16 protein-coding genes are annotated in these 23,614 nt (G+C 45.1%); 13 read left to right on the plus strand and 3 right to left on the minus strand.

Going from position 1 to position 23,614, the window contains the following annotated elements; translation table 11 throughout:
* Positions 1 to 147 precede the first annotated feature (147 nt).
* The 4 genes from QUB35_RS06445 to QUB35_RS06460 all read left to right on the plus strand — a co-directional run bounded on the left by QUB35_RS06445 (position 148) and on the right by QUB35_RS06460 (position 6,077).
* Entirely contained in the window at positions 148 to 693 is a 546-nt protein-coding gene (locus tag QUB35_RS06445; protein WP_333140435.1) for a gamma carbonic anhydrase family protein, read from the plus strand.
* 143 nt (positions 694 to 836) lie between these two features.
* The gene (locus tag QUB35_RS06450; RefSeq protein WP_333140437.1) at positions 837 to 1,442 is read left to right on the plus strand and encodes a Uma2 family endonuclease; all 606 of its coding nucleotides are present in this window, start codon (positions 837 to 839) and stop codon (positions 1,440 to 1,442) included.
* A gap of 211 nt (positions 1,443 to 1,653) precedes the next feature.
* A complete protein-coding gene (locus tag QUB35_RS06455; RefSeq protein WP_333140439.1) occupies positions 1,654 to 4,086 on the plus strand; it encodes a GH116 family glycosyl hydrolase in 2,433 nt (810 codons plus the stop codon).
* Between the two features lie 557 nt (positions 4,087 to 4,643).
* Positions 4,644 to 6,077 carry a protein adenylyltransferase SelO family protein gene (locus QUB35_RS06460; RefSeq protein ID WP_333140441.1) on the plus strand — a complete coding sequence of 478 codons (1,434 nt, stop codon included), beginning with the start codon at positions 4,644 to 4,646 and terminating at the stop codon, positions 6,075 to 6,077.
* A 328-nt stretch (positions 6,078 to 6,405) separates the two neighbouring features.
* Here the strand turns inward: QUB35_RS06460 and QUB35_RS06465 are convergent, their stop codons facing one another.
* Both QUB35_RS06465 and QUB35_RS06470 read right to left on the minus strand, forming a co-directional pair.
* On the minus strand, positions 6,406 to 8,820 hold the full coding sequence (locus QUB35_RS06465) for a tetratricopeptide repeat protein (protein WP_333140443.1): 2,415 nt from the start codon (positions 8,818 to 8,820) through the stop codon (positions 6,406 to 6,408).
* Positions 8,777 to 10,975, minus strand: a complete 2,199-nt coding sequence (locus QUB35_RS06470; protein ID WP_333140445.1) for a tetratricopeptide repeat protein — start codon at positions 10,973 to 10,975, stop codon at positions 8,777 to 8,779. Before QUB35_RS06470 ends, QUB35_RS06465 begins: the two co-directional genes overlap by 44 nt.
* A gap of 501 nt (positions 10,976 to 11,476) precedes the next feature.
* Here QUB35_RS06470 and QUB35_RS06475 point away from each other — a divergent pair.
* The 4 genes from QUB35_RS06475 (at position 11,477) to darG (ending at position 14,885) form a co-directional block, all read left to right on the plus strand.
* Positions 11,477 to 11,686 carry a hypothetical protein gene (locus QUB35_RS06475; protein WP_333140447.1) on the plus strand — a complete coding sequence of 70 codons (210 nt, stop codon included), beginning with the start codon at positions 11,477 to 11,479 and terminating at the stop codon, positions 11,684 to 11,686.
* Between the two features lie 50 nt (positions 11,687 to 11,736).
* Positions 11,737 to 13,122, plus strand: a complete 1,386-nt coding sequence (gene mnmE / locus QUB35_RS06480; RefSeq protein WP_333140449.1) for a tRNA uridine-5-carboxymethylaminomethyl(34) synthesis GTPase MnmE — start codon at positions 11,737 to 11,739, stop codon at positions 13,120 to 13,122.
* Between the two features lie 80 nt (positions 13,123 to 13,202).
* Positions 13,203 to 13,829 (plus strand): type II toxin-antitoxin system toxin DNA ADP-ribosyl transferase DarT, encoded by a 627-nt coding sequence (darT, locus tag QUB35_RS06485; RefSeq protein ID WP_333140451.1) that lies wholly within the window; start codon positions 13,203 to 13,205, stop codon positions 13,827 to 13,829.
* Positions 13,830 to 13,850: 21 nt separating this feature from the next.
* Positions 13,851 to 14,885: a type II toxin-antitoxin system antitoxin DNA ADP-ribosyl glycohydrolase DarG gene (gene darG, locus QUB35_RS06490; protein WP_333140452.1), complete on the plus strand. Its 1,035-nt coding sequence runs from the start codon at positions 13,851 to 13,853 to the stop codon at positions 14,883 to 14,885.
* A gap of 43 nt (positions 14,886 to 14,928) precedes the next feature.
* Here the strand turns inward: darG and QUB35_RS06495 are convergent, their stop codons facing one another.
* Positions 14,929 to 16,467: a SagB/ThcOx family dehydrogenase gene (locus QUB35_RS06495; protein WP_333140454.1), complete on the minus strand. Its 1,539-nt coding sequence runs from the start codon at positions 16,465 to 16,467 to the stop codon at positions 14,929 to 14,931.
* Positions 16,468 to 16,690: 223 nt separating this feature from the next.
* Between QUB35_RS06495 and QUB35_RS06500 the strand changes: the two genes are divergently transcribed.
* The 5 genes from QUB35_RS06500 to QUB35_RS06520 all read left to right on the plus strand — a co-directional run bounded on the left by QUB35_RS06500 (position 16,691) and on the right by QUB35_RS06520 (position 23,553).
* Complete coding sequence (locus QUB35_RS06500) at positions 16,691 to 17,212, plus strand: pentapeptide repeat-containing protein (protein WP_333040082.1); 522 nt, start codon at positions 16,691 to 16,693, stop codon at positions 17,210 to 17,212.
* A 524-nt stretch (positions 17,213 to 17,736) separates the two neighbouring features.
* Positions 17,737 to 18,069 carry a hypothetical protein gene (locus QUB35_RS06505; protein WP_333140456.1) on the plus strand — a complete coding sequence of 111 codons (333 nt, stop codon included), beginning with the start codon at positions 17,737 to 17,739 and terminating at the stop codon, positions 18,067 to 18,069.
* Between the two features lie 34 nt (positions 18,070 to 18,103).
* On the plus strand, positions 18,104 to 20,185 hold the full coding sequence (locus QUB35_RS06510) for a dynamin family protein (RefSeq protein ID WP_333140458.1): 2,082 nt from the start codon (positions 18,104 to 18,106) through the stop codon (positions 20,183 to 20,185).
* 221 nt (positions 20,186 to 20,406) lie between these two features.
* Entirely contained in the window at positions 20,407 to 21,684 is a 1,278-nt protein-coding gene (locus QUB35_RS06515) for a hypothetical protein (protein ID WP_333140460.1), read from the plus strand.
* A gap of 198 nt (positions 21,685 to 21,882) precedes the next feature.
* Positions 21,883 to 23,553: a dynamin family protein gene (locus tag QUB35_RS06520; RefSeq protein ID WP_333140462.1), complete on the plus strand. Its 1,671-nt coding sequence runs from the start codon at positions 21,883 to 21,885 to the stop codon at positions 23,551 to 23,553.
* Positions 23,554 to 23,614: the final 61 nt, after the last annotated feature.

Genomic DNA, 23,614 nt, shown 5'->3' on the forward strand with positions numbered 1-23,614 from the left:
AATCAGTTACACTAACCAGAGGGTTAGGCTAATCGTCCTTGGATATTCTTTATCCATTTGGATTAAACGAGTCGCACCCAAATACTTTTATTATATCCCGTATCAACAACCAGCTAATCTGCTAGAAGTATAACGATCGACCAACAAATGAGCAATCTCAACGAATCTCTGCCTGCACTTCCTTCCTATTGGCCCTTGCCTGATCTATCCCAAGCGGCTTTTGTCGCTGAAGGCGCTGTTGTGATCGGCAGGGTAGAGGTGGCAGCGGGCGCTAGTATCTGGTACGGGGCGGTGGTGCGGGCGGATATAGAGCGAATTGCGATCGGCTCAAGTACCAATATCCAAGATGGAGCAATTCTGCACGGTGATCCAGGGCAACCGACTGTTTTGGAAGATTTCGTGACAGTGGGACACCGAGCCGTGATTCACTCAGCTTACATTGAACGGGGCTGCCTGATCGGGATTGGGGCGATCGTGCTGGATGGAGTGAGGGTGGGCACAGGCTCTATCGTCGGTGCAGGGGCGGTTGTCACCAAGGACGTTCCCCCTCACACGCTAGTTGCGGGAGTGCCTGCCAAACGCCTGCGGGATGTCTCTGAGGAAGAAGCAGGCGAGTTGGTGGAACACGCTAAGCGTTACGAAAAGTTGGCTTTGGTTCACGCGGGGAAAGGTTCTGATTTGGGATTTGATTAGTTGAGGGAATTTTGAGAATATTTCTTGTCCCACCCCCTACTCCCCTTATTAAGGGGGGCTAGGGGGGATCTCCGGGTTAGTTTTATTTGACAAGAATGCTAAAGTACAGTAATTAAAATAAAGCAAAAAACTATTAGTTTCCAATGGCTTACACTGCGCCAAAAATCTTAACTTTTGAAACATTCCTCGATCGATATTGTGACAACTTCCGCTACGAGCTCGCTGACGGAGAATTAGTTGACATGGAACCCACAGGCCCACACGAAACCGTCAGCGGTAAACTGGCAACTCAAATCGGCATCGCCATCGCAGCCGAAAAACTACCTTGGTTCATTCCCCGCACTTGTTTGATCCGTCCATTCTCAGATGCAGCTACTGCCCGCCGTCCCGATATTGTCGTGTTAGATGAAACCGCTATTGTCAGCGAACCTCTCTGGGAAAGAGAACCTGTGATTACGCTGGGACGATCTATTAAATTGGTGGTAGAAGTCGTCAGCACTAACTGGGAAACAGATTACGCCCGAAAAGTTGAAGAATATGCTATTTTAGGGATTCCAGAATATTGGATAGTTGATTATCGTGGATTGGGAGGCGTGGCTTTTATCGGTAAACCTAAACAACCTACTATCACCGTTTGCCAACTGATTGACCAAGATTACACGCAGCAACAATTTCGCATCGGTCAACCGATTATTTCTCCTCTGCTAAAGAACTTGCAACTTCGGTTAGATGATATTTTGCCCCGTTAGGCGAGCACCCAAGCGATTTTAAATTTTAGATTTTAGATTTTAGATTTTAGATGGGAAAATTGATGAAGTCGGCGAACCTGAAACCAATTGCTTGATAGTCAACAATCAACAGTCAACAATCTTCGGAAAAATCGGGGTTTGTTCGATCGATAAAAGTTTAAAATTAAATAAAAAAAATTGTCAAGCTCGATCGAGCGCTAAGATTAATCACATGAATAACGATCGCACATCCAATCCAAACATCCCCCCGCACACCTGGAAACGTCCCATCGGCCTCGGTTGGGAGAATCCCTATACAGTCCGCTACGCAAGCAATCTCGACGATGGCCCCTGGCACGGAATGCCTCTGGGCGGCTTCGGTGCCGGCTGCATCGGGCGATCGTCCCGCGGCGACTTCAACCTCTGGCACATTGACGGCGGCGAGCACATTTTTCGCAGTTTGCCCGCTTGTCAGTTCAGCGTTTTTGAAGAAACTCAAGGCAAGAAACAAGCTTTTGCACTGTCCACTGAACCGCCTACCGATGGCAGTTTATCTAGTTGGAAATGGTATCCAAAAGAAGGAAGAAGGAAGAAGGAAGAAGGAAGAAGGGAAGAGTCAAATTCTGGGACTTATCATGCTTTGTATCCGCGCAGTTGGTTTGTTTATGAAAATGTGTTTGATGCTCAATTAAGCTGCGAGCAATTTTCGCCAATTTTGCCGAAGAATTATCAGGAAAGCAGTTACCCAGTTGCGATGTTTGAATGGGTAGCGCACAATCCTACAGATGCGCCGATTACTCTCAGCATTATGCTGACTTGGGAGAATATTGTTGGTTGGTTTACTAATGCCAATAAGTCGCAGAAAGTGATGGTTCGAGATGATGGTAGTCCATTTTATGATTATCAATCCCGGTGGGGAGAAAGTGCCGGAAATTTTAATTTGTTGGTGGAAGATTTTCACCGGATAGGTTGCGTGATGACGCGGTTGACTGCTGAGGAGGAACCGCAAGAGGGGGATGGACAATGGGCGATCGCAACTATTACTAATCCGGCGGTAGAAGTATTCTACCAAACTCGCTGGAACCCGGCGGGGAATGGGGACGATATTTGGCGCAACTTTTCTGCTGAAGGTTTCTTGTTGGATGACAGAGACGAGACAGCAGCAGCCCCAGGAGAACAGTTGGCTTGTGCGATCGCAGTTCGCTTTACTATTCGACCAGGAAAAACTCGCAAAATTCCCTTTATTATAGCTTGGGATTTGCCCGTTACTGAGTTTGCATCAGGAGTTTGGTACTACCGTCGCTATACAGATTTCTTCGGCCGCAACGGCAAAAATGCTTGGCCGATTATTCGCACTGCAATGAAGCATTCGGATACTTGGCGCGAAAATATTGAAGCTTGGCAAAAACCGATTTTAGAAAGAAAAGATTTGTCAGACAGTTTTAAAATGGCGCTGTTTAATGAGTTATACGCCCTGACAGACGGCGGTACTCTTTGGAGTGCGGCTGACGAACGCGATCCGAAGGGTCAATTTGCGGTTTTGGAGTGCATTGATTACCGCTGGTACGAAAGTTTGGACGTGCGGCTTTACGGTTCTTTTGCTTTGTTGATGCTGTGGCCGGATTTGGAAAAGTCGGTGGTTTTAGCGTTCGCTAGGGCAATTTCTGCAGGAGACGATACGCCGAGAATTATTGGCTGGAATCAAGCTTCGGCTATTAGAAAAGCTGTCGGTGCGACGCCACACGATTTGGGTGCTCCTAACGAACATCCTTGGGAGAAAACGAATTATACTAGCTATCAAGATTGCAATTTGTGGAAGGATTTGCCTTGCGATTTTGTGTTGCAGGTTTATCGGGATTTCCTATTGACTGCCAGTACAGATTGTGAGTTTTTGCAAGAGTGTTGGCCGGCAATTGTTGAGGCTTTGGCTTATCTGAAAACTTTTGATGAGGATGGGGACGGAATTCCTGAAAATTCGGGAGCACCGGATCAGACGTTTGATGACTGGCAAATGCGGGGGATAAGTGCGTATTGCGGGGGTTTGTGGTTGGCGGCGCTGGAGGCTGCGATCGCGATCGGCGAAATCTTGGAAGATGCAGCACCGGAAATAATTCCTAACCCTCAAGCAAAGATAGCATTATATCACAGTTGGCTGCTACAAGCAAGACCCAGCTATCAAGAAAAACTGTGGAACGGTCAATATTACCGTTTGGACAGCGAGAGTAACTCGGAAGTGGTGATGGCCGACCAACTGTGCGGTCAATTTTACGCGAAACTGTTAGGATTACCGGATATTGTGCCGCCAGAATGTGCAGTCAGTGCTTTAGAAACTGTGTACGATTCTTGCTTTTTGAAGTTCAATGAGGGGGAGTTCGGTGCGGCGAATGGGGTGATGCTGAACGGTTCGCCGGAAAATCCCAATGCAACTCATCCTTTGGAAGTTTGGACGGGGATTAATTTTGGGTTGGCCGCTTTTTTGGTACAGATGGGAATGGAGGAGAAAGCATTTAAATTGACGGATGCGGTGGTGAAGCAGATTTATGAAAATGGGTTGCAGTTTCGCACGCCGGAAGCGATTACGGCGGGGGGGACTTTTCGGGCAAGTCACTATTTGCGGGCAATGGCGATTTGGGCAATTTACGGGGTGTTGACCAATTTTAAATAGGGGAAAAGGTATATAGCAATCCTTGTAGGAGTTGTAATTTTTTTGACCCCACCCCAACCCTCCCCGAACCCGTGGGGAGGGAGTAAGAAATTCACAAATGATTTAGATTACTATATTAGGTGGTGAATCCCACTTAACTTTAAAAAATTTAAGACTTCATATCATGTCCCGTCGATTACCCTTCATCAGGTAGGGGCGGGTTCACCAACAACATCGGCCAATAATTGACAATCTCAAAAACCCGCCCGACCGGGATATTATGGTCAATCGGATATGAGATCAACTCCATTTTTAGCAAGGAAAACGGTTAATTTAACTCGCACTAAAATTAACAGTAAAAATTTTTAGCCTTCGAGGAAGAAACTAATGTTTCATGCTCAAACTTTAGCTATGCTAAAATTTTAAAATGAAACAGTCCTGCTGGGATGCGAGGGGTATCGAACTCGGCTATAAACGAGGGAGACAAAGGGTATGAGGCAATTGTTGACACCGATGCAGTGCAGACCTTACCCGTATATAATTTGGAGTGATAGCCAATTTGAAGATAAAATAGAAAAATGTCAAATCCTTTGCTTTCCCTCAATTACGAACCAGCCCTCGAATCCCTCGGCGGCGACTATTTTGATGAAGTCCCTGCGGCCGATTTTCCGCAGCATATTCTGCGCTTCCGCAACGACAAATTATTGCCGATATTGGGTTTAGACCCCGCACAAGTAACCGACCAACATTTTATTGAAGCGTTCGGCGAATTTCACTGCGTCCGCCCCTTTCTCGCACTCCGCTATCACGGCTATCAATTCAACACATATAACCCCAATTTAGGCGACGGTAGAGGCTTCTTATACGGCCAAGTTCGCGGGACTGACGGCAGACTTTACGACTTCGGTACTAAAGGTTCCGGCCGCACTCCCTACTCGCGGGGCGGTGACGGTAGACTCACTCTCAAAGGGGGAGTTCGCGAAGTTTTAGCTGCGGAAGCTTTGCATCGATTGGGAGTTCGGACATCTCGCTGTTTTAGTTTAGTTGAAACTGGGGATGCTTTGTGGCGGGGCGACGAACCCTCTCCGACGCGATCGTCCGTAATGGTGCGTTTCAGTCTTTCTCACATCCGGTTTGGAACTTTTGAAAGATTGTACTATATCCGCCGCCCGGATTTAACTAAAAAACTTTTAGATTTTGTTATTGAATATTACTACCCAGAACTGCATTTAGAAGCAACCAATGGGGGGTTTTCGCCGCAGGAAAAGTACGCCCTGTTTTATGCAGATTTAGTCAAGCGAGTAGCTGAATTAGTCGCTCAGTGGATGGCGGGAGGATTTTGCCACGCTGTGCTGAATACTGATAATATGTCGATTACTGGAGAAAGTTTTGATTACGGGCCTTTCGCTTTTATCCCAACTTACAAGCCGGAATTTACAGCAGCTTATTTCGACCATTACGGTCTGTATTGTTACGGCAATCAACCGTTGATTTGTAGGGACAATTTAGAGAAGCTTCAGCAACCGCTATCAGCGGCGATTCCTCAAGCTGATATGGATGCGGGTTTGGCCAAGTTTGGCGATTATTATAATGCAGCTTATCGGCAGTTGATGCTCAAGAGATTGGGATTTGAGGATTTGCCCGAAGCTGAGGGAGATGAGTTGTTGAAGGTGACAATTAAAATGCTGGCGGAGTCTCAAGTAGCCTATCACGATTTCTTTTTTGAACTGCGAAGACAGTTCGATCGCACTTGGCGAGATGATGCTAGTCTAATTTTTGCTGAGGCGGAACCGGCGGACTTGATAGCACCTTGGCGACAGTTTTATTATCACGTTTTGCAAAGTTTGTCGGCGGATGATATGGACAAAATGGCGGACTGTTTGCGGAGGCACAATCCCGAACAATCGCTGTTGAGACCGACGATTGAGGCTGTTTGGGAAGCCATAGCTATTGAGGATAATTGGGAACCGTTTTATGAATTGGTTAAACGACTTCAAGACCCAGAAAATTGATTGATAATAGCTTGAATTAATAGCGCGTAAGGGCTGGTTTACCTGCATTTTCTGTTAGTATTAAAGATTAGCGTGAACCAGCCCCGGAGCAATCTGAGATTATAAAATATTGACCGATAAAAATATAACATCGAGAAATAATTACTAATGACTAATGACCGAAAGCATCCAGGATACCCGCCACGTGATTCATTCCGAAAGCAGAATCAGGACCGGTGAAATAAAAAACCTGTATCCGATGAAACTTGCCGAACGTATTTATCTCGCGCAAGTCAATGCTTCAATTCTTTAATCTAAAATCTAAAATCTAAAATCTAAAATCGATTGACTACTTCAGCTTTTCAATCTCAAATTGTGCATCTTTGTAACCGCCGGTAAGTCCTTGATCTAGAAACATTTTGCCGGCTTTTTCTAAATCGCTAATTGCTCCTGCTTTGTCTCCCAATGAGCGGCGAACCATGCCTCTACCGTAGTAAGCAGCAGCATAATTCGGGCTGATCCGAATAGCTTGCACGTAATCTGCGATCGCACTATTGTAATTCTTTAACTCTTGATAAATCTTAGCCCGATTGGCGTAAGCTTCAGCATTGTTGGGATTGAACCCGATTGCTGCTGTAAAATCTGCGATCGCCCCCTGCGCGTCACCCCCTGCGCTGCGAGCTAAACCACGATTGTTAAAAGCATTAAAATCATTCGGATTCACTGTCAGCGCTTGAGTGCAATCGGCAATTGCTTTCGGATAATCCTTCAAATTTAAATAAGCAATGCAGCGATTGTTGTAAGGAACCCCATCCTCATCGCTCAGCGAAATTGCCTGAGTGCAATCGTCAATTGCCGCTTGATGCGCTCCCAAATTCAACTGCGTGCTGCAACGATTAGCGTAAGCATCTCCACTCTTGGGATCGATCGCAATTACCTGAGAATAATCCGCCAGAGCTCCCTGATAATCTCCTAGGTGAAAGCGAGCTCTCCCCCGACTGTAAAAAGCATCAACATTCTTAGCATCAAGTTTAATTGCCTCAGTATAATCTCCAATCGCCCCCTGCAAATCTGCGCTCCCAGCGCGAGCCAATCCCCGCGAATGATAAGCTTTAACAAGGTTCGGCTGCAACCGAATTACTTCGGTAAAATCCTGAATAGCCGCCTTGTAATCTTGCATTTCTAAATAAGCAACTCCTCTTTCATAATATGTATCAGCATCATTGGGCTGGAGATTCACAGCTTGAGTGTAATCCTCAATCGCCCCGCCCTTGTCGTTAAAATCGTGACGGGCTAGCCCGCGGTTAAAATAAGCCTGAAAATATTTAGGATTGAGAGCGATCGCCTGAGAATAATCCGCAATTGCTTCTTGATACTTTTTTAAATCATAATTAGCATTACCACGCCTATAAAAAGTCTCAGCATTGTTAGGATTCAATTGAATTGACTTATTAAAAGCCTGCAAAGCTGCCTCCGCATCTTGATTGCGAGACTTTTCCACTCCCTGCTCGTAATATTCCTTAGCTTTAATCGGATTCGGGCGTCTCCAATAACTAAACAGAAATAGCAGAACTATCGCCGCCCCGAAGCCCGCCAAAATCATCAACCAAAATCGACTTCCAAAACGTGACGAAAAACTATCCGAAGACAGTAACCTCGGAGAAATACTTTTCTTGTGAGCCTTATTCCCCGGTTCTTGGCGGTGTCTCAACTTGCGGATAGCTACCAAAACTTCCTCAGCAGATTGATAGCGTTTGCCAAATTGGTGACAGACCATTTTGTCAATTATATTGGCTAATCCCACAGAACATTGAGTTCGGTTTCGCCACACAATCTCCCCCGTGTGAGAAGGACTCGGATCTTGCAATTTGGGCAAATCCGTACCGGGCAAACCCGTGATAGCTTGGACGGCCATCATCCCGACTGCATAGATGTCGCTGCTAAATTGCGGGTTGCCTTGAAATTGTTCGATCGGCATATAAGCCGGAGTTCCAGTAGCAATGGTGCGCGGAAATTCTGTATCGTGCTCGCTGACTTGATTTGCAACTTCTTTAACCGAGCCGAAGTCAATTAAAACTAATTTGCCGTCTGGTTTGCGGCGGATTAAGTTGGAGGGATTAACATCGCGGTGAATCACTCCCTGAGAGTGTACGAAGGCGAGAAGTTGTAACACTTCTTCCAGCAGAGCCAGCACTCGTTCTTCCCGCCAAGGTTGACCGGCCACAATTTCCCGATTTAGGGCGTGTCCGGGCACAAATTCTTCGACGAGGTAGAATTGATTTCCTTCTTCAAAATAAGCGAGTAAAAAGGGAATTTGATCGTGTTTTCCCAGCTTTTCTAATATTTCTGCTTCTTGTTTAAATAAGCGGTAAGCTGTTTTGAGAACTGTGGAAGTGTTGCTGGGAGGGCGCAGTTGTTTTACTACACATTGAGGGTGGCCAGGGCGTCGAGTATCGACAGCTAAATAAGTTTGTCCAAAAGCTCCTGAACTGAGAATTTGCACTACCCGATAACGCCTGTCTAAAAGTTGACCAACCATGTTCATATCTATAATTGAGAATTGGTAACGGGGAGTTGGTAATTGGGAATTGGTAAGGGGGAATTGGTAAGGGGGAGTTGGTAAGGGGGAGTTGGTAATTTGGCCTTCTTCCTTCTTCCTTCTTCCTTCTTCCTTCTTCCTTCTTCCTTCTTTTTTTAACATCTGAATGGTGACTAATAGTTTATTTAGGGTCGTTGATTTGTGATTGTGCGTTTTGGAAACCATCGGCTCTTCCTTGTTCTAGAAAGAGGGTTGCAGCTTTCTGAAAATCCTCGATCGCCCCAGCACGGTCTTTGAGTTGGCGGCGGACGAGGCCTCGGCTGTAAAAAGCGCTAGCATTGTTGGGGTTGAGCCGCAGCGAGTGAGCGAAATCCTCAACTGCTAAAGGGTAATTTTTGAGTTCTGAGTAAATAGTACCGCGATTGCTGTATGCTACTGCATCGCTGGGATTGAGTCGAATTGCTTGAGTAAAATCTTCTAAAGCTCCCTGCTTGTCTCCCGAAGCTGATCGAGCTAATCCTCGATTGCTGTATGCTTTGGGATTGTTGCCGTTGAGTCCGATCGTCAAACTGCAATCTTCGCTGGCCTTTTGAAATTGTTTTAAATTCAGATAAGCAATGCAGCGGTTGTTGTAAGCTGCTTCATCTTTTGGAGCGAGGCGAATTGCTTCGGTGCAATCTGCAATCGCTTTGTCGTAGGTGGCCAAATTCAAGTAAGCGCTGCACCGATTGGTATAAGCATCAGCGAGATCGGGTTGCAATTCGATCGCCTTAGTATAATCTTCCATTGCTCCTTGATAATCTGCCAGATTAAACCTGGCTCGACCACGACTGTAGTATACGCCAGCTTGTTTGGGGCTAATTTGAATGGCTTGAGTAAAATCTGCCATTGCTCCTGTTTTGTCCCCTGCTGCCGATCGAGCTAAACCCCGATTGCTGTAAGCTGTAGCATCGTTGGGACTGAGCCGAATTGCCTGAGTGTAGTCTTCTATTGCTGTGCGGTAGTCGCCCAAATCGTAGTAGGCTAAACCCCGCTGAGAGTATGCCTCACCGTCGCTGGGATTGAGTCGCACTACTTGGGTGAAATCTTCCACGGCCCCCCGCTTGTCGCCGATGTCGAGGCGGGCCATACCTCGATTGTAGAGAGCTTTGCTGTGGCTAGGATTGACTTTAATTGCTTGCGTGTAATCCTGTATTGCTTGCTCGGTTGCGCCCATGTCGTAGCGAACGTTTGCCCGCTTGTAGTAAGTTTCCGCATCGCTGCCATTCAGGGCGATCGCTTGAGTATAATCGGCGATCGCGCCTGTTGTGTCACCTTGCTGGGCCTTGGCCACGCCGCGGGCTAACAATTCTTTTGCCCTCGCGGGACTTTGACTCTGCCAAAAGTAAATTATCAGTGCTGTCAAGATTAAAGCTGCCGCTGTTGCAGCCAACAGCAGGAGTTTGGTTTGGCTTTGTCTTCGCGGTTGACTCATAGCGTCCGTGATGATTGTGGCTGGCGGCGGCTCAACCTCCAATTTTACGGCGATTTGTTTGAGGTCTGCTAAAACTTCGGCGGCCTCTTGATAGCGTTCCTCGCAGTCGGGGCGCACCATGCGATCGATAATATCTGCTAGGGCTGCCGAACAAGTTGCCCGGTTTCGCCAGGGAATTTCGTTTTTGTTGTTTTTTAAGGCACTCAGTTCGTTGGGTGAGAGTCCTGTGACGGCAAGCTGGGCGATCGTACCTAGAGCGTAGATGTCGCTATTGTAACGGGGGTTGCCGCTCAATTGCTCGATCGGCACGTATAAATCCTGAGCCGCCAAATCCTGTTTTTTTGCCTCATGCCGTTTAACAGAGTTCGGGGAAGTTTGCGACAACAAATGACAGTTAGCAAATTCCGGGTTAATTTCTTTGTCTAAGCTAAAGTCTACCAATACAAATTTGCCGTCTGACTCGCGCCGGATCGCTCTGTCTGGTTGAATTCTGCGGTGAATAAAACCCTTCTCGTGTATGAACACCAAAATTTCTAATATTTCTGATAGCAGACCAATTACTTGGTCTTCATCCCAAGGTTCACCGGGTATTAGTTCTTGACTTAAAGGTGGGCCGGTAATAAATTCTTCAATTAAGTATAAACTTTGATTTTCCTCAAAATACGCCAATAATTCGGGAATTTTGTCGTGTTTTCCCAATTTTTCAATTATTTCTGCGTTTCTTTGAAATATAACTTTGACTAATTCTGGAGTTTGCGAACTTGTGCCGGGGAGTCGCATTTCTCTAACCGTGCATTGCGGATACCCGGGACGGTGAGTATCTGCTGCTAGATAAGTTTTTCCCACCTCACTTGAGTCTGTGACTTTAATGATGCGGTAACGTCTGTCTAGAAGTTGACCAATCATGCTTTGCCCTCTACCCTGTCAATCGATTTTAGATTTTAGATTTTAGATTTTAGATTGAACCATTGACCCCACAGATAAATTCGGGGGGCAAGTTTCATCGGATACAGGTTTTTTCTTTCTCCACGGATGAATCCGGGGGCTTGTATCCTGGATTCTTTCGGTCAATTTTCCATTATCGCATGAAATCAGATTAGCCAAAATATGTGGCTGAGTAATTTAAGTTCGATCGATCCGTGACTCCTACCCAAAAACGGATAGTTGCTTTCCGACTGGAGTCGTGAGACGCCCAAAATTTTAGACTCTTGTTCAAGTTCCCAGATTGAGCTGTGGAGTCAATCTAAAATCTAAAATCGACTGACTGGCAAAACTGGCGCTCGGATTGGCTCGCCAAGTCCATCGCTGTTGCCACGCTCTTCTAATATTTTAGAAAAAAAATGCTGAAATTGTTTATCCTGTCAATGAGATATGTATAATTTAACAACCAAGCCGGAGGTCAGTCAAATGAAAGTACAAGTGGTTGAATCCCTAATTCAAGTTATCTGGTCTCTCGCAGCCGACGCACAATTAGCGATTCTAGGTAAAATATTACCAAATATCTCCTACGCTTCGAGCCGGAAACTGGTGCATTTTGCCCTAAAGGGCGACTATTTTAATTTTTTGAATGACGAACTAGAGATTTATACTCTCAAATACCGAGAAGCAATTGCCTGATACTCAAAAACAGGAAATTGAGAGAACTTTTGAATGTGTGAACAATAAAAATGTCTGAATCATTAACAAAAGGAGGAACGATCGCAGCGATCGCCACTGCCATAGTTCCCCAACAAGGCAGCGTCGGCATTGTGCGAGTTTCCGGTTCCGCCGCCTTAAAAATTGCCGAAACTCTGTTTCGCGCCCCAGGACGGCAAATATGGGAGTCTCACCGCATTCTTTACGGTCACATCCGCCGCCCCAAAACTCAAGAATTAGTCGATGAAGCTTTGCTGCTAATCATGAAAGCGCCGCGTTCTTTTACTCGCGAAGATGTGGTGGAATTTCACTGTCACGGTGGCATTATGGCCGTGCAGCAAGTCTTGCAGTTGTGTTTGGAACATGGGGCGAGATTGGCGCAGCCGGGAGAGTTTTCGCTGCGGGCTTTTTTGAACGGGAGGCTTGATTTAACTCAAGCTGAAAGTATCTCAGATTTGGTGGGAGCAAAATCGCCCGCTGCTGCACAAAGTGCTTTGGCCAGTTTGCAGGGAAAATTAGCGCAGCCCATTCGCAAATTGAGAACAACTTGTTTGGACGTGCTGGCAGAAATTGAGGCGAGAATTGATTTTGAGGAAGATTTGCCGCCTTTAGATGAAGCTAAAACTTATTTGGAAATAAATCATGTTTTGGAGGAATTGTCAACAATTTTGGCGACTGCCGATCGTGGAGAATTGTTGAGAACCGGTTTGAAAGTAGCGATTGTTGGGCGGCCGAATGTGGGAAAATCGAGTTTGTTGAATGCGTGGAGTAAGAGCGATCGGGCGATCGTCACGGATTTGCCCGGTACGACGCGCGATGTGGTTGAATCGCAGCTAGTTGTGGGCGGCATTCCGGTGCAGGTGCTCGATACTGCGGGCATTCGAGAAACCGAAGACAAGGTAGAAAAAATTGGCGTTGAGCGATCGCGCGCAGCAGCAAAACAAGCCGATTTAGTGTTGTTGACAATTGACGCGGCATCTGGTTGGACAGAGGAAGATTCGGAAATTTACGAACAAGTAAAGCACCGCCAGCTAATTATAATTATCAACAAAATCGACCTAGTAAAAACCATCCCCGAACTACCTTTTTCCTCAGAAATTCACCCAATAGTTGCCGCAGCCGCCGCCCTCGATCGAGGCATAGCAGACTTAGAAACAGCAATTTTAGATGCCGTTAGCAGGGGAAATTTGCAAGCAGCAAACTCAGACTTAGCAATCAACCAGCGACAAGCAGCGGCGTTAACTAAAGCTAAAATTTCTCTGGAACAATGCACAGATACTATTAGCAACAAATTGCCTTTAGATTTTTGGACAATAGATTTGCGCGGTGCAATTCAAGCATTGGGAGAAGTTACGGGCGAAGAAGTGACAGAATCAGTGCTCGACAGAATATTTAGCAGATTTTGCATTGGCAAATAGCAATGGTAAAAGATTGTTTATCTTGAACGGTCAAGCAGATATTATAGTGTTAAACCTGAAACAGCAAACAGATAACAGCAGTGCCATTACCTATCTACCACATTACCCCCATTGACAATCTAGAATCTATTATTTCTCAAGGTGGATTGTTAGCTTACAACGTTATGCTTGAGACAGAAACTAACTATACTAATATCGCCTATGAAAACATCCAAGATCGTCGCGCTAGAATTGGCGTTCCCTGCGGTGCAGGTGGCGTACTGCACGATTATGTTCCCTTTTATTTTGCACCGCGATCTCCGATGTTATACACCATTAATCAGGGGAATGTACCAAACTATACTCAAGGTCAAGCACCAGTTATTCACCTAGTTTCTGATGTATTTGAGATAGACATTAGGGGTTTAGATTTTGTTTTTACTGACGGTCATGCAGTCATGACATTTACCGAGTTTTTTGACGACCTCAACTATCTAGGTGCGATCGACTGGGATGTTATGGGCTCTCGTTATTGGTTTGATACAAATGAAGACAACGACCGAAAACGCAGGCGTCAAGCCGAGTTTTTAGTTAGAAACTTTTTGCCTTGGGAGTTAATCACAGAAATCGGCGTAATCGATTATACAATTCAATCACAAGTAGAAAATATTTTACAAAATTTTACAGATCAAACCCCCGTAAGAGTGCATAAAGATTGGTATTATTGAAATAAATAGTAGGAAATAAAAGTGATTGAAATCAAGGAAGGCAACCTTTTAGAAGCAAATGCAGAAGCCTTAGTGAACACAGTTAATTGTGTGGGAATTATGGGCAAAGGAATTGCCTTGCAGTTCAAGCAGGCTTATCCCGAAAACTTCCGCCAATATGAAAAGGCTTGTCGCGCCGGTGAAGTGCAGCCGGGCCGAATGTTTGTAGTATCTTCGGGCAATCTATTTAATCCCCGATACATTATTAATTTTCCAACTAAACGTCACTGGAGAGGCAAATCAAAAGTCGAAGATATTCAAACAGGACTAAAAGCTTTGATTCAGGAAGTAAAGCAATTAGGTATCACTTCTATTGCCGTTCCTCCGCTAGGCTGCGGAAATGGTGGCTTGTCTTGGAAGACAGTCAAACCGCTAATTGAATCAGCTTTTTCGGAACTGCCAAATGTGCAAGTTTTGCTATTTGAACCCCAGGCTACTCCGCAAGCTGATTCAATGCGGATTGCTACCGAAAAACCCCAAATGACTCGCGCTCGTGCCTTATTTATTAGCTTGCTCGAATTGTACGGAATTCCTGGCTATCGCTTGACAATGCTGGAAATTCAAAAGCTAGCTTATTTTCTTCAGGTAGCAGGTGAACCACTAAAATTGCAGTATGTGAAAGAAAAGTACGGGCCTTATGCAAATAATCTCAATCATGTTTTACAGAAGCTGGAAGGGCATTATATTCGAGGTTATGGAGACAGAAGCCGAGAGGCACAAATTTATGTGTTGTCTGAAGGTAAAATAGCCGCGCGGGATTTTTTACAAAATGCCCCCGATGCTAATGTTAGACTAGAGCGTGTGAGCGGGTTAATTAATGGTTTTGAAACTCCTTACGGAATGGAACTGTTGGCAACTGTTCACTGGGTTGCTAGGGAAAATAGGGAAGCAGCAGAGGATTCCGAAAGAGCGATCGAACTTGTACGCGAATGGAACATTCGCAAGAGCGAACTATTTAAGCCTCAACATATTCGCAAAGCGTGGCAGCGGCTTCGCGAGCAGAGTTGGTTTTTTTAGGATACCTTCTGCCTTCTGACTAATGCTGACTGAGGAGTAATTCTTACGATCGAGGTCTTCCCAGACTTGTAATATAAAGCACAGCCTCACCCGCAGGAATACCGAGAACGTCATTGACGCGATCGTCAAAAAAGCCCCCGATACCGCTGACACCCAAACGCAGTTGTATAGCTGCTAAATTCAACCGCTGGCCCAAATGACCCGCGTCCATGTGCAAATAGCGGTAAACTCGATCGCCATATTTTGCTACAGCCCTGTTCAAATCCGCCGTGTGAAACAACAGCGCCCCCGCATCTCTGCCCAAGTCTTGCCCCAAACACAAAAAATGCAGTTCCCTGCGGAAATTTTTAAACCTAATTTGCCGCAATTCTTGAGCTTTCGGAGCGTAATAGTAACAGCCTTCTTCTAACCCATGCACTCCCGAAACAGCAATAAAAGTCTCGATCAAACTTAAATCGAAATAGTCTGGATAACCGTCTAATCCTTGGTCAATATAGTGCTGGGGCTGGTAAGTAAAATCGAGCATAGCTAGCAGTTCGCCCAAGCTCAAAGAAGCACCTGTATAAGCACGGGTAGAACGCCTTTTGAGCATAGTGTTTTCTAAAGTTTCCAGGTTCACTCCCCAAGGAATCGAAGGAGTGACCGTCGAAACTTTAGTACAAAATGGAAAGTTGTATTTATCCTCTAATTCCCCTTCACTTTCATCCAGTTTCCAGCCGTCAGATCCGGTAGGGTCTGATTCTAAATGCGTGGCTTTGTGGAGGTATTTTAACAGTTGACCTTCGGAAATTTTTGGGTAATCTGTCGTGGTGTTTCCGGGCAAAGCTGTTTTAAATTTAGGCAAGTTTTGGTCAATATCTAGCAAGTCGGCTAAAGCAACTACACAAATAGCTCCTTCTTGCTCCGAGTCGATGTAGAGTAATTCATTGACAGCTTCGTCGGCGAATCCTCCAATCAGGTGAGGTCGGTAATCGTTGACGGCGCAAGCTAACTCGATATTACTCAATAAATGGCCAGTGTCTAGAAAAATTCGCCGATAAGCTCGGTCTTCGTAACGCCAAGAAGAACGGAAAAAAACAGTGGTAATGGCGATCGCCAATTGGGTATTTTCTAGCGCTGGCGACTGGAAACAAGCTGCTTGCAATGTCGGCCAAACTTGACTGTCCCAAAAATGAACAAGTGAATGAGTTCTGCACTGATAATTGTAGAGTCCGGCCGGCAACTGGGCAGTGCCACGGGAGATTAAATAAACCTCTGCTGGGTAGAGTCCACCCGCCGACGGTGCAGATCGCAAATACAGGTAGCTGTCGTCTACCGTCTGCACTTTCGCCGTCAACCCGTAGCTGCACAGCAACAAGCTAGATAACCGATGCCACCAAGCGGCATCGGGATCGGCATCGGCATCCTCGGAGGGGTCTTTTAGATAAGGCTTGAGGTCAAAATACGCTCCAATTTTATATTCTTTGAAAGGAACAGGTTGCTCTGTCCAATCTAGCTGTTTACTTTTAGCAGCAATGGTTTCAGGGTCGTATTTTGTCCGTTCGTGGTAGTGCTGAGCAATGGAGAGAGGAAGTTCTGGCATATTTCAGTAGAGGATTGGCTTTGGTTTCTCGATCTTGACATTACTAACCGCTTACTGGTTGAGCAAGGCAGAATTTTACAAATATAAAAAAAATCTTAGAAAAAATGCGACTGTTGTTACACAAGCTTAACATAATAAGAGACATAAGTATAAATACGCAGAAAAATAACCATTAATTACTGTTATGGATTGGCTGCAGTAGCTGTCGTCATGAGGAATGAAAATGCAAAAGCTAAGCGCTGAGGAATTGCTTGCTCAGTATGCTGAGGGCCAGCGAAACTTTAACGCCGTTGACTTAAGTGAACATAACTTGTTTCAAGCAGATTTGACAGAAATAAATCTTTCTGGTAGCGTTCTGAGGCGAGCTTATTTGCCCTACGGAAATTTGACTCAAGCCAATCTTTATAAAACTGATTTGCAAGATGCTGAATTGGGCGACATTCAACTTTATCAAGCTAACTTGTCGGAAGCAACTTTATCAAGAGCCAACTTATCAAGAGCAAATTTGCGTCACGCCAATTTGCAAGGTGCTAATTTGCAGAAAGCCAATTTGCAAGGTGCGGATTTGTACAATGCAGATTTGACGAATGCCGATTTGAGATATGCGGATTTAAGCCGAGCTAATTTGGAGAAAGCAAAGTTAAGCAAAGCTCAATTAGCGGGCTGCAACTTATTTCGATCGCGCTTGGTTGATTTGTCGGAAGCCGAGTGCGATCGCACTACTATCGGGCCCGAAGGCTATTGATGATTTGCAGCCGCTAGTCTAGCGCCTAGGGCGATCGGCTTAATTAGTCGTGAAGCGTAGCTAGAGCAATCCTAAATGATTCAGATAAATTTGTAGGGGTAGTGCTAAGAGTGCCTACCACCTATCTATCGGGCAACCGGGCGTGGGATTGCCCCTACAATAATTATGCAAATGATTTAGGATTGCTATATCCCGTAGGGAATCGCCCTTTTTACAATTTCTTAACATTTCTCGACATGGGGGAAAATGTGAGTTACAGTCGTAGAGAACTTATACCAATTTTTTATGAGGCCCCGTAGAATCTGATCCCCCCTAACCAAGAGGGCGGGCACGGGGGCACCGCCCCTACAAAGGGGGGGACAAGATTCTTCTCAAAGTCAACCCATACTCCCCAACGATCAGGGGGAGTAGGGGGTATGCGAGGGGGATCGAGATATGTGAAACTTCACATTAAATTGGTATTATCGCTCCGCAACAGTGACAATAAATAACACATTTGTCCAGCGAAAAACAGGCTAAAATTTATGAATTCTCCTGACAACAAATCCCGAGAACTCCGGCGCAAAGAACAAGAACTGCGGAAGCGAGAACAAGAAATTCGGCTCCGCGAACTAGAAGCCGAAATCGACCGCTCAGTGCCCGAACATCTAACAAGCAAGTACCAAGAACCAGACAGCCAAGTTAACGGCAAACTCAAACAGTGGCGCCGAAAAATTATAGCAGCCGCTCAATTTACAGGCATTGTCATTGCTGTTATCGTTGCAGTTCGCATAGCATCTTGGCTGGCAGCCGCCATGATAGTTGGAGGCATTGCTTGGATCGCTTACAAAATGTTTATTGAAGAAGACAAAATTTAAAAAGCTCAAGCAGGAAACTCTCAGGAAATACCCCATGAACCTTAAAGTAGAAACTAGCAACTTTCTCAACGATTTAGAGCGAGTAGCCGCCGTGCGCCGAGAAATTGCCACTCGCCTCAGCAACATCGCCACAGCCATCAACCAATCAGAATTAGCAGGAGGAGAAGCATCGGGAAAACTCGGTTTAGAAACAGACAACGCCGACATTGATGTCGCCAGTAAAAACTTGCGCCAAGGAGTCTTTCGGCTGCTAGTGCTAGGCGACATGAAACGCGGTAAAAGCACTTTTCTCAATGCGTTAATCGGCGAAAACTTACTGCCCAGCGATGTAAATCCCTGTACAGCTTTGCTGACGATTTTGCGCTACGGTTCGGAAAAAAAAGTCACAGTTTATTTCAATGACGGCAAAAGCCCAAAACAGCTAGATTTTAAAAGTTTTAAACAGAACTACACAATTGACCCCGCTGAGGCAAAACGCTTAGAAGAAGAAAAGAAACCAGCATTTCCAGATATCGATTGCGCCGTAGTAGAATATCCCTTACCTTTGCTGGAAAAAGGCATAGAAATAGTAGACAGTCCCGGACTGAACGATACAGAAGCCCGCAATGAATTATCTCTCGGTTACATCAACAACTGCCACGCTATTTTGTTTGTGCTCAGGGCAACTCAGCCTTGTACAATGGGTGAAAGACGCTATCTAGAAAATTACATCAAAGGTCGCGGATTGAGCATTTTCTTCCTGATAAATGCTTGGGATCAGGTGCGGGAAAGTTTGATTGACCCGGATGATCCTGAAGAATTGGCAGAAGCAGAAGGGAAACTGCGGCGGGTTTTTCAAGCTAATTTGGCTGAATATTGTTTAACAGAAGGCCACGACATTTACGACGAGCGAGTGTTTGCAATTACCTCAATTAAGGCGCTCCGGTTGCGGATGAAAAACCCGGATGCGAATTTGGCAGGAACTGGTTTTCCAGAGTTTATGGCGGCACTGAATACGTTTTTGACGCAGGAAAGGGCGATTTCGGAATTGCGTCCGGCGAGGACTTTGGCGCGTCAAATTTCTGCTCGTGTCCGCGAAGCTGTTGGGCGCAGATTACCATTACTCGATCGCGATGTCAATGAGTTGAAAGAAAAGATTGATTCAGTTGAGCCGGAGTTTAAAAAGCTGACTCAGATTCGCGATGAATTTCAACAAGAAATTAGCGAAGTTAGAGATAGTAAATCGCGGGCGATCGCAGATTCTTTTCGCACCTACGTTCTCAACTTAGAAAATACCTTTGAAACAGATTTCTTACGGTATCAACCGGAACTGAGATTTCTGGATTTCTTCAGCCAAGGCAAGCGAGAAGCTTTTGAAGCATCGCTCAAACGAGCATTCGAGCAGTACATCAATGACAAACTAGCAGCTTGGACTCTCACGGCCGAACAAGAAATGAATTCAGCCTTTTCGCAGCTATCGAAAAGTGCCGCAAATTACGGAGCATCTTACACGAAAGTGACTGAAAAAATTACCGAAAAACTGACGGGACAAAAAATACCAGCAGCAGTCAGCCACTCGAACGAAGATAACTCCCCAGGTTGGGCAAAATGGGCGATGGGATTGTTCTCCTTAACGACCGGAAATCTGGCAGGAGTAGCAATGGCCGGAGCGGGTTTTGATTGGAAAAATATCCTGCTCAACTTAATCACTGTGTTGAGCGTCAGTACGATTCTTGCTAGTTTGACGGGGATTGTTTTGGGGCCGCTGTACTTGGCTTTATTGGGGATGGGTGTTGGGGTTTTGCAAGCAGACGGAGCTCATAAACAGTTGGTGAAAGCGGCGAAAAAAGAGCTAGTGAAATATCTGCCGCAGGTGGCTCAAGAGCAGTGGCAGCCGATTCATGATGCTGTAAAAGAGTGTTTTGATGTTTATGGGCGGGAAGTGGGCGATCGCATGAATGCTGATATTACTTCTCGGAAATCTGAGTTAGATAATTTGCTGGCTCAAAAGGAATCTCGCGAGATTAATTGTCAGGCTGAATCGCAGCGGTTGAAAAAATTGGATGCTGATGTTTCTGCAGAGTCGCAGAGTATTGAATCGCTATATCAATGTTTCCTAGCATCGGCGGGAAGCTAGGCGTGTTTTCAAACTTGAAATTAGCTTAAATTGTAGTTGGGTTTCCTTCCTCAACCCAACCTACAGAATAGTTTGAAAACACGCTCTAATCCCCCAGTCTAATTACCGTTGTTATTGACCCAAGATTGGGAATGATCGCAAGAAAATTGACATGGTGCGGAGCCTGCGGCAGAAGGGGCTTAAGGATGTGGATGAGTAGATGCAGACATTAGGGGGTAAATATGGATAATGATAAAGTTTCACAGAAATTAGAGAGATTAGAAAGAAACTTGAAAAGTATTCAAGCCCTTGAAGACAGCTCTGCCAAAATCAACCGACTTATCAACATGGCTCAACAGTTTGAACTTGTCGATCGCCATGAGAAAGCTCAGGAAATTTATCAGGAAGCCTTAGAACTTACCCAAAACTTTTCGGATAGCTATGATAAGGTTTGTTTGCTACAAAACTTGGGCTTGTGGCAAGAGGCAACCCTAATTAATCAAAAGCTGCTGAACAACAGGCTTAACCAAAATCTGCCAGATGGCCCTGAAAAGATAGATATACTTAAGCAACTAGGTCGTTTTCAAGAGGCGATCGAAATTACTCAAAGATTGACAAATGGCTATACAAAGGCAGCTACCTTAATTGAAATTGCCAATCTCATCCAAGAACCAAATCAGAAAAATTATCTCTGGCAAGAGGCACTTTTGGTTGCCGAAACAATTAAAGATATAGAAGAAAGAGATAGAATATTAGTCCATCTGGTTAAAAAAAAATTAGAGAGGAAGCTCGATCGTTCCCATGAATTATTGCCTGAAGAACTGCTAGGGCATTCAAGAGTTATTGCAGTGATAGAGGAAAAAATTTCAGAAGAGCAATACAAGCAAGCTCTTCAAATTGCTCTAAGAATTGAGCAGATAGAACACAGAAATACTGCATTGTACGATCTGGCTTCTTCTCGATATGATAATAGAGATTGGGGGATCGACCTCATCAATCAACACTATATTGTTACTCCCCCAGATTTTTCTCATAAACAAGTACAAGGAATGCAGTTTAGGCAGAGCAGGTATTCAAATACATTAGCTGCATTTGAAGAGCCACCTTTATCAAATTGCACCGATCGGGAGAAGGTACAAACTGCCTATCGCTTTATTTATCTACCTAGTTTTCACCCCAGCTTAGTCATTCGAGTTTGGGGAGATACACTGAGTACACCTTGCTTGCAGGCTGTTACAAAAGTAGGAAGCAAGGTAGGGAGTGAAGAGCCTTGGATGCTCACAGAAGCAAAATCTTTGGAATTACTGACAGCCATCAATGAGAATAAATTTTGGCCTTCCATTACTTGGGATTTGTCTTGGGGTTTGGATGGATCGAGGTGGGTGTTTGAAGGCTGGAATCAAGGAAAATACAAGTGGTTGGATGCTTGGAGTCCTAATAATGGACCAGCATATCGCCTTGGGAAAGTTTTCTTGTCTCTCTTCCCAGAAAACTTATTAGAACTAACTAGAATTTACTGAACCTCCTACAGGTTCACGAGAATAAGTAATATGAGGCTCGATCGATCGCTTATAATATATGTAGGTTGGGCCCTTGGAACGAACCCTACGCTTCGGTTCGCCCAACAAATCTACAAAACCCAACAAATCTACAAAAAATGTTGGGTTTCACTTCGTTCAACCCAACCTACAGCTAACTAAATGAAATAAAACAACAATATGCAACAACCCGAAATTTATCAATACCTGACCGACAATCTCAAATCAGCACTCGGTATTCTCGAACTGGATAAAAACTCCCAACTGTATCGAGATACTACCTCAATTTGCGACTATCTCGCCAAACCAACTTTTCAAATCGCTGTCTTTGGCCCGTTTAATTACGGTAAGTCAACTTTGCTCAATGCTTTGCTTGGAAATCGTGCTTTGCCGATCGACCTCGTGCCCACTACAGGTGCTGCCATTTATGTCAACTACGGCGAGGAATTGCACGCAAAAATTACCCTGAAAGACGGCACGGAAATTAGCGAACCGGGGACTGATGTTTTGAAACGCTATGCCATCCTTGACGACGCGAGACAAATGCGGGATGATGTGGCCGCCGTTAATGTTTATTGTCCCCATCCATTCCTGCAAACCGGTGTGGAATTGCTGGATTTGCCGGGAACCAATGACCGCGAAGAACAGGATAATTTGGTTCGGGATAAATTGCTAACGGCTGATTTAATTGTGCAGGTTTTAGATGCTCGCAAATTGATGACTTTAGGCGAACGGGAGAACTTGAGAGATTGGTTGAGCGATCGCAACATCAACACAGTCGTCTTTGTTGCCAATTTTCTCAATCTACTCGAACCAGACGACCAAAAACAAGTTTACAATCGGTTGTTGTTTGTTGCCGAAAGTTTTCGCTCCAATTTGCCGAACAATATCAGCAATATCTACCGCGTCGATGCTTTGCCGGCTTTGAGGGCGAGGCTGAAAGGAGATGTGGCGGCCGCCCAAACTACAGGAATTGCCAGCTTTGAATCGGCTTTGCAAAGTATTGTAGCAGATCAACAGGAACAATTAGCAGTTAAGTTGCCCAGAATTGAAGCTATAGCTACTAAAATTTGCCAATCTCTCCGAGCCAAAGCTGAAACTGTCACCGCAGAAATAGTCGCAGGTCAAAAAAAGCACAAAGACAAAATTGAAATTAAACAAAAAGCCGAAAAACTGATATCAAAAGGCTTTCAAGCCAGCGTTTCGGATTTCGAGATTTGGCTTTACCAGCCCACACTTTTGCAGCGGTATCAATCGGAAATGGCGCTGTCGCTCCAGGAAGGGAGTTTTGATGCGTGGAAGCTAAAATTTGAGCGAGAGGTCTTACATCAGCAGCAAACCATCGCAGAATGGGTAAATAAAGCTTGCGAGTTCTTTGATAAAGAACAGCCGATCGCACTTTTGATTTCCTTTCCTCCATCCCCGCAAGTCAGTTTACCGGATCCGCCACCACCTCCAGCTCAAAAGTCGAACGAGGGCGAAGTGGCTCCAGTGGCGATCGCCACCGGCTTAGGTTGGCTATTGGGCGGGCCTGTGGGAGCCGCAGTAGTCGGCGGTGCTAGCTATATTTTGAATAAAAGAACTGGGTATGAAAAGCCGCCTGAATCGTCAGAAGCTTATCTAAATCAAGTAACGGAAATTTGCAGCGAGGCTGCTAAAAACTATCTCGCTCGCTTCAGTACCGATACTTTTTCCATGCTGCAACACTACAAGGAAATCGCCGGAAAAGTTATCTGTTTTCAAGAAAGCAAAGAGCCATTAAATATGAATGTTCAGCAGTACCAGTTACAGTTAGTAAATAATTTAATCGATAACTTAGAAGCACAATTGGAGAGAATAAAACTTATATAATTTGAGATTTTAGATTGGTTTCATGGCACTGTCAAATCATCAAGAACAGGCTTTCCGGCCT

Source organism: Microcoleus sp. B13-B6 (genome assembly GCF_036705405.1).
Lineage (GTDB): Bacteria > Cyanobacteriota > Cyanobacteriia > Cyanobacteriales > Microcoleaceae > Microcoleus.

What these genes read in the sequence shown, in the direction of transcription:
- QUB35_RS06445 (WP_333140435.1), top strand. Translation starts at nt 148, where the DNA reads ATGAGCAATCTCAACGAATCTCTGCCTGCACTTCCTTCCTATTGGCCC.
- QUB35_RS06450 (WP_333140437.1), top strand. Translation starts at nt 837, where the DNA reads ATGGCTTACACTGCGCCAAAAATCTTAACTTTTGAAACATTCCTCGAT.
- QUB35_RS06455 (WP_333140439.1), top strand. Translation starts at nt 1,654, where the DNA reads ATGAATAACGATCGCACATCCAATCCAAACATCCCCCCGCACACCTGG.
- QUB35_RS06460 (WP_333140441.1), top strand. Translation starts at nt 4,644, where the DNA reads ATGTCAAATCCTTTGCTTTCCCTCAATTACGAACCAGCCCTCGAATCC.
- QUB35_RS06465 (WP_333140443.1), bottom strand. Translation starts at nt 8,820, where the DNA reads ATGGTTTCCAAAACGCACAATCACAAATCAACGACCCTAAATAAACTA.
- QUB35_RS06470 (WP_333140445.1), bottom strand. Translation starts at nt 10,975, where the DNA reads ATGATTGGTCAACTTCTAGACAGACGTTACCGCATCATTAAAGTCACA.
- QUB35_RS06475 (WP_333140447.1), top strand. Translation starts at nt 11,477, where the DNA reads ATGAAAGTACAAGTGGTTGAATCCCTAATTCAAGTTATCTGGTCTCTC.
- mnmE (WP_333140449.1), top strand. Translation starts at nt 11,737, where the DNA reads ATGTCTGAATCATTAACAAAAGGAGGAACGATCGCAGCGATCGCCACT.
- QUB35_RS06495 (WP_333140454.1), bottom strand. Translation starts at nt 16,467, where the DNA reads ATGCCAGAACTTCCTCTCTCCATTGCTCAGCACTACCACGAACGGACA.
- QUB35_RS06500 (WP_333040082.1), top strand. Translation starts at nt 16,691, where the DNA reads ATGCAAAAGCTAAGCGCTGAGGAATTGCTTGCTCAGTATGCTGAGGGC.
- QUB35_RS06505 (WP_333140456.1), top strand. Translation starts at nt 17,737, where the DNA reads ATGAATTCTCCTGACAACAAATCCCGAGAACTCCGGCGCAAAGAACAA.
- QUB35_RS06510 (WP_333140458.1), top strand. Translation starts at nt 18,104, where the DNA reads ATGAACCTTAAAGTAGAAACTAGCAACTTTCTCAACGATTTAGAGCGA.
- QUB35_RS06515 (WP_333140460.1), top strand. Translation starts at nt 20,407, where the DNA reads ATGGATAATGATAAAGTTTCACAGAAATTAGAGAGATTAGAAAGAAAC.
- QUB35_RS06520 (WP_333140462.1), top strand. Translation starts at nt 21,883, where the DNA reads ATGCAACAACCCGAAATTTATCAATACCTGACCGACAATCTCAAATCA.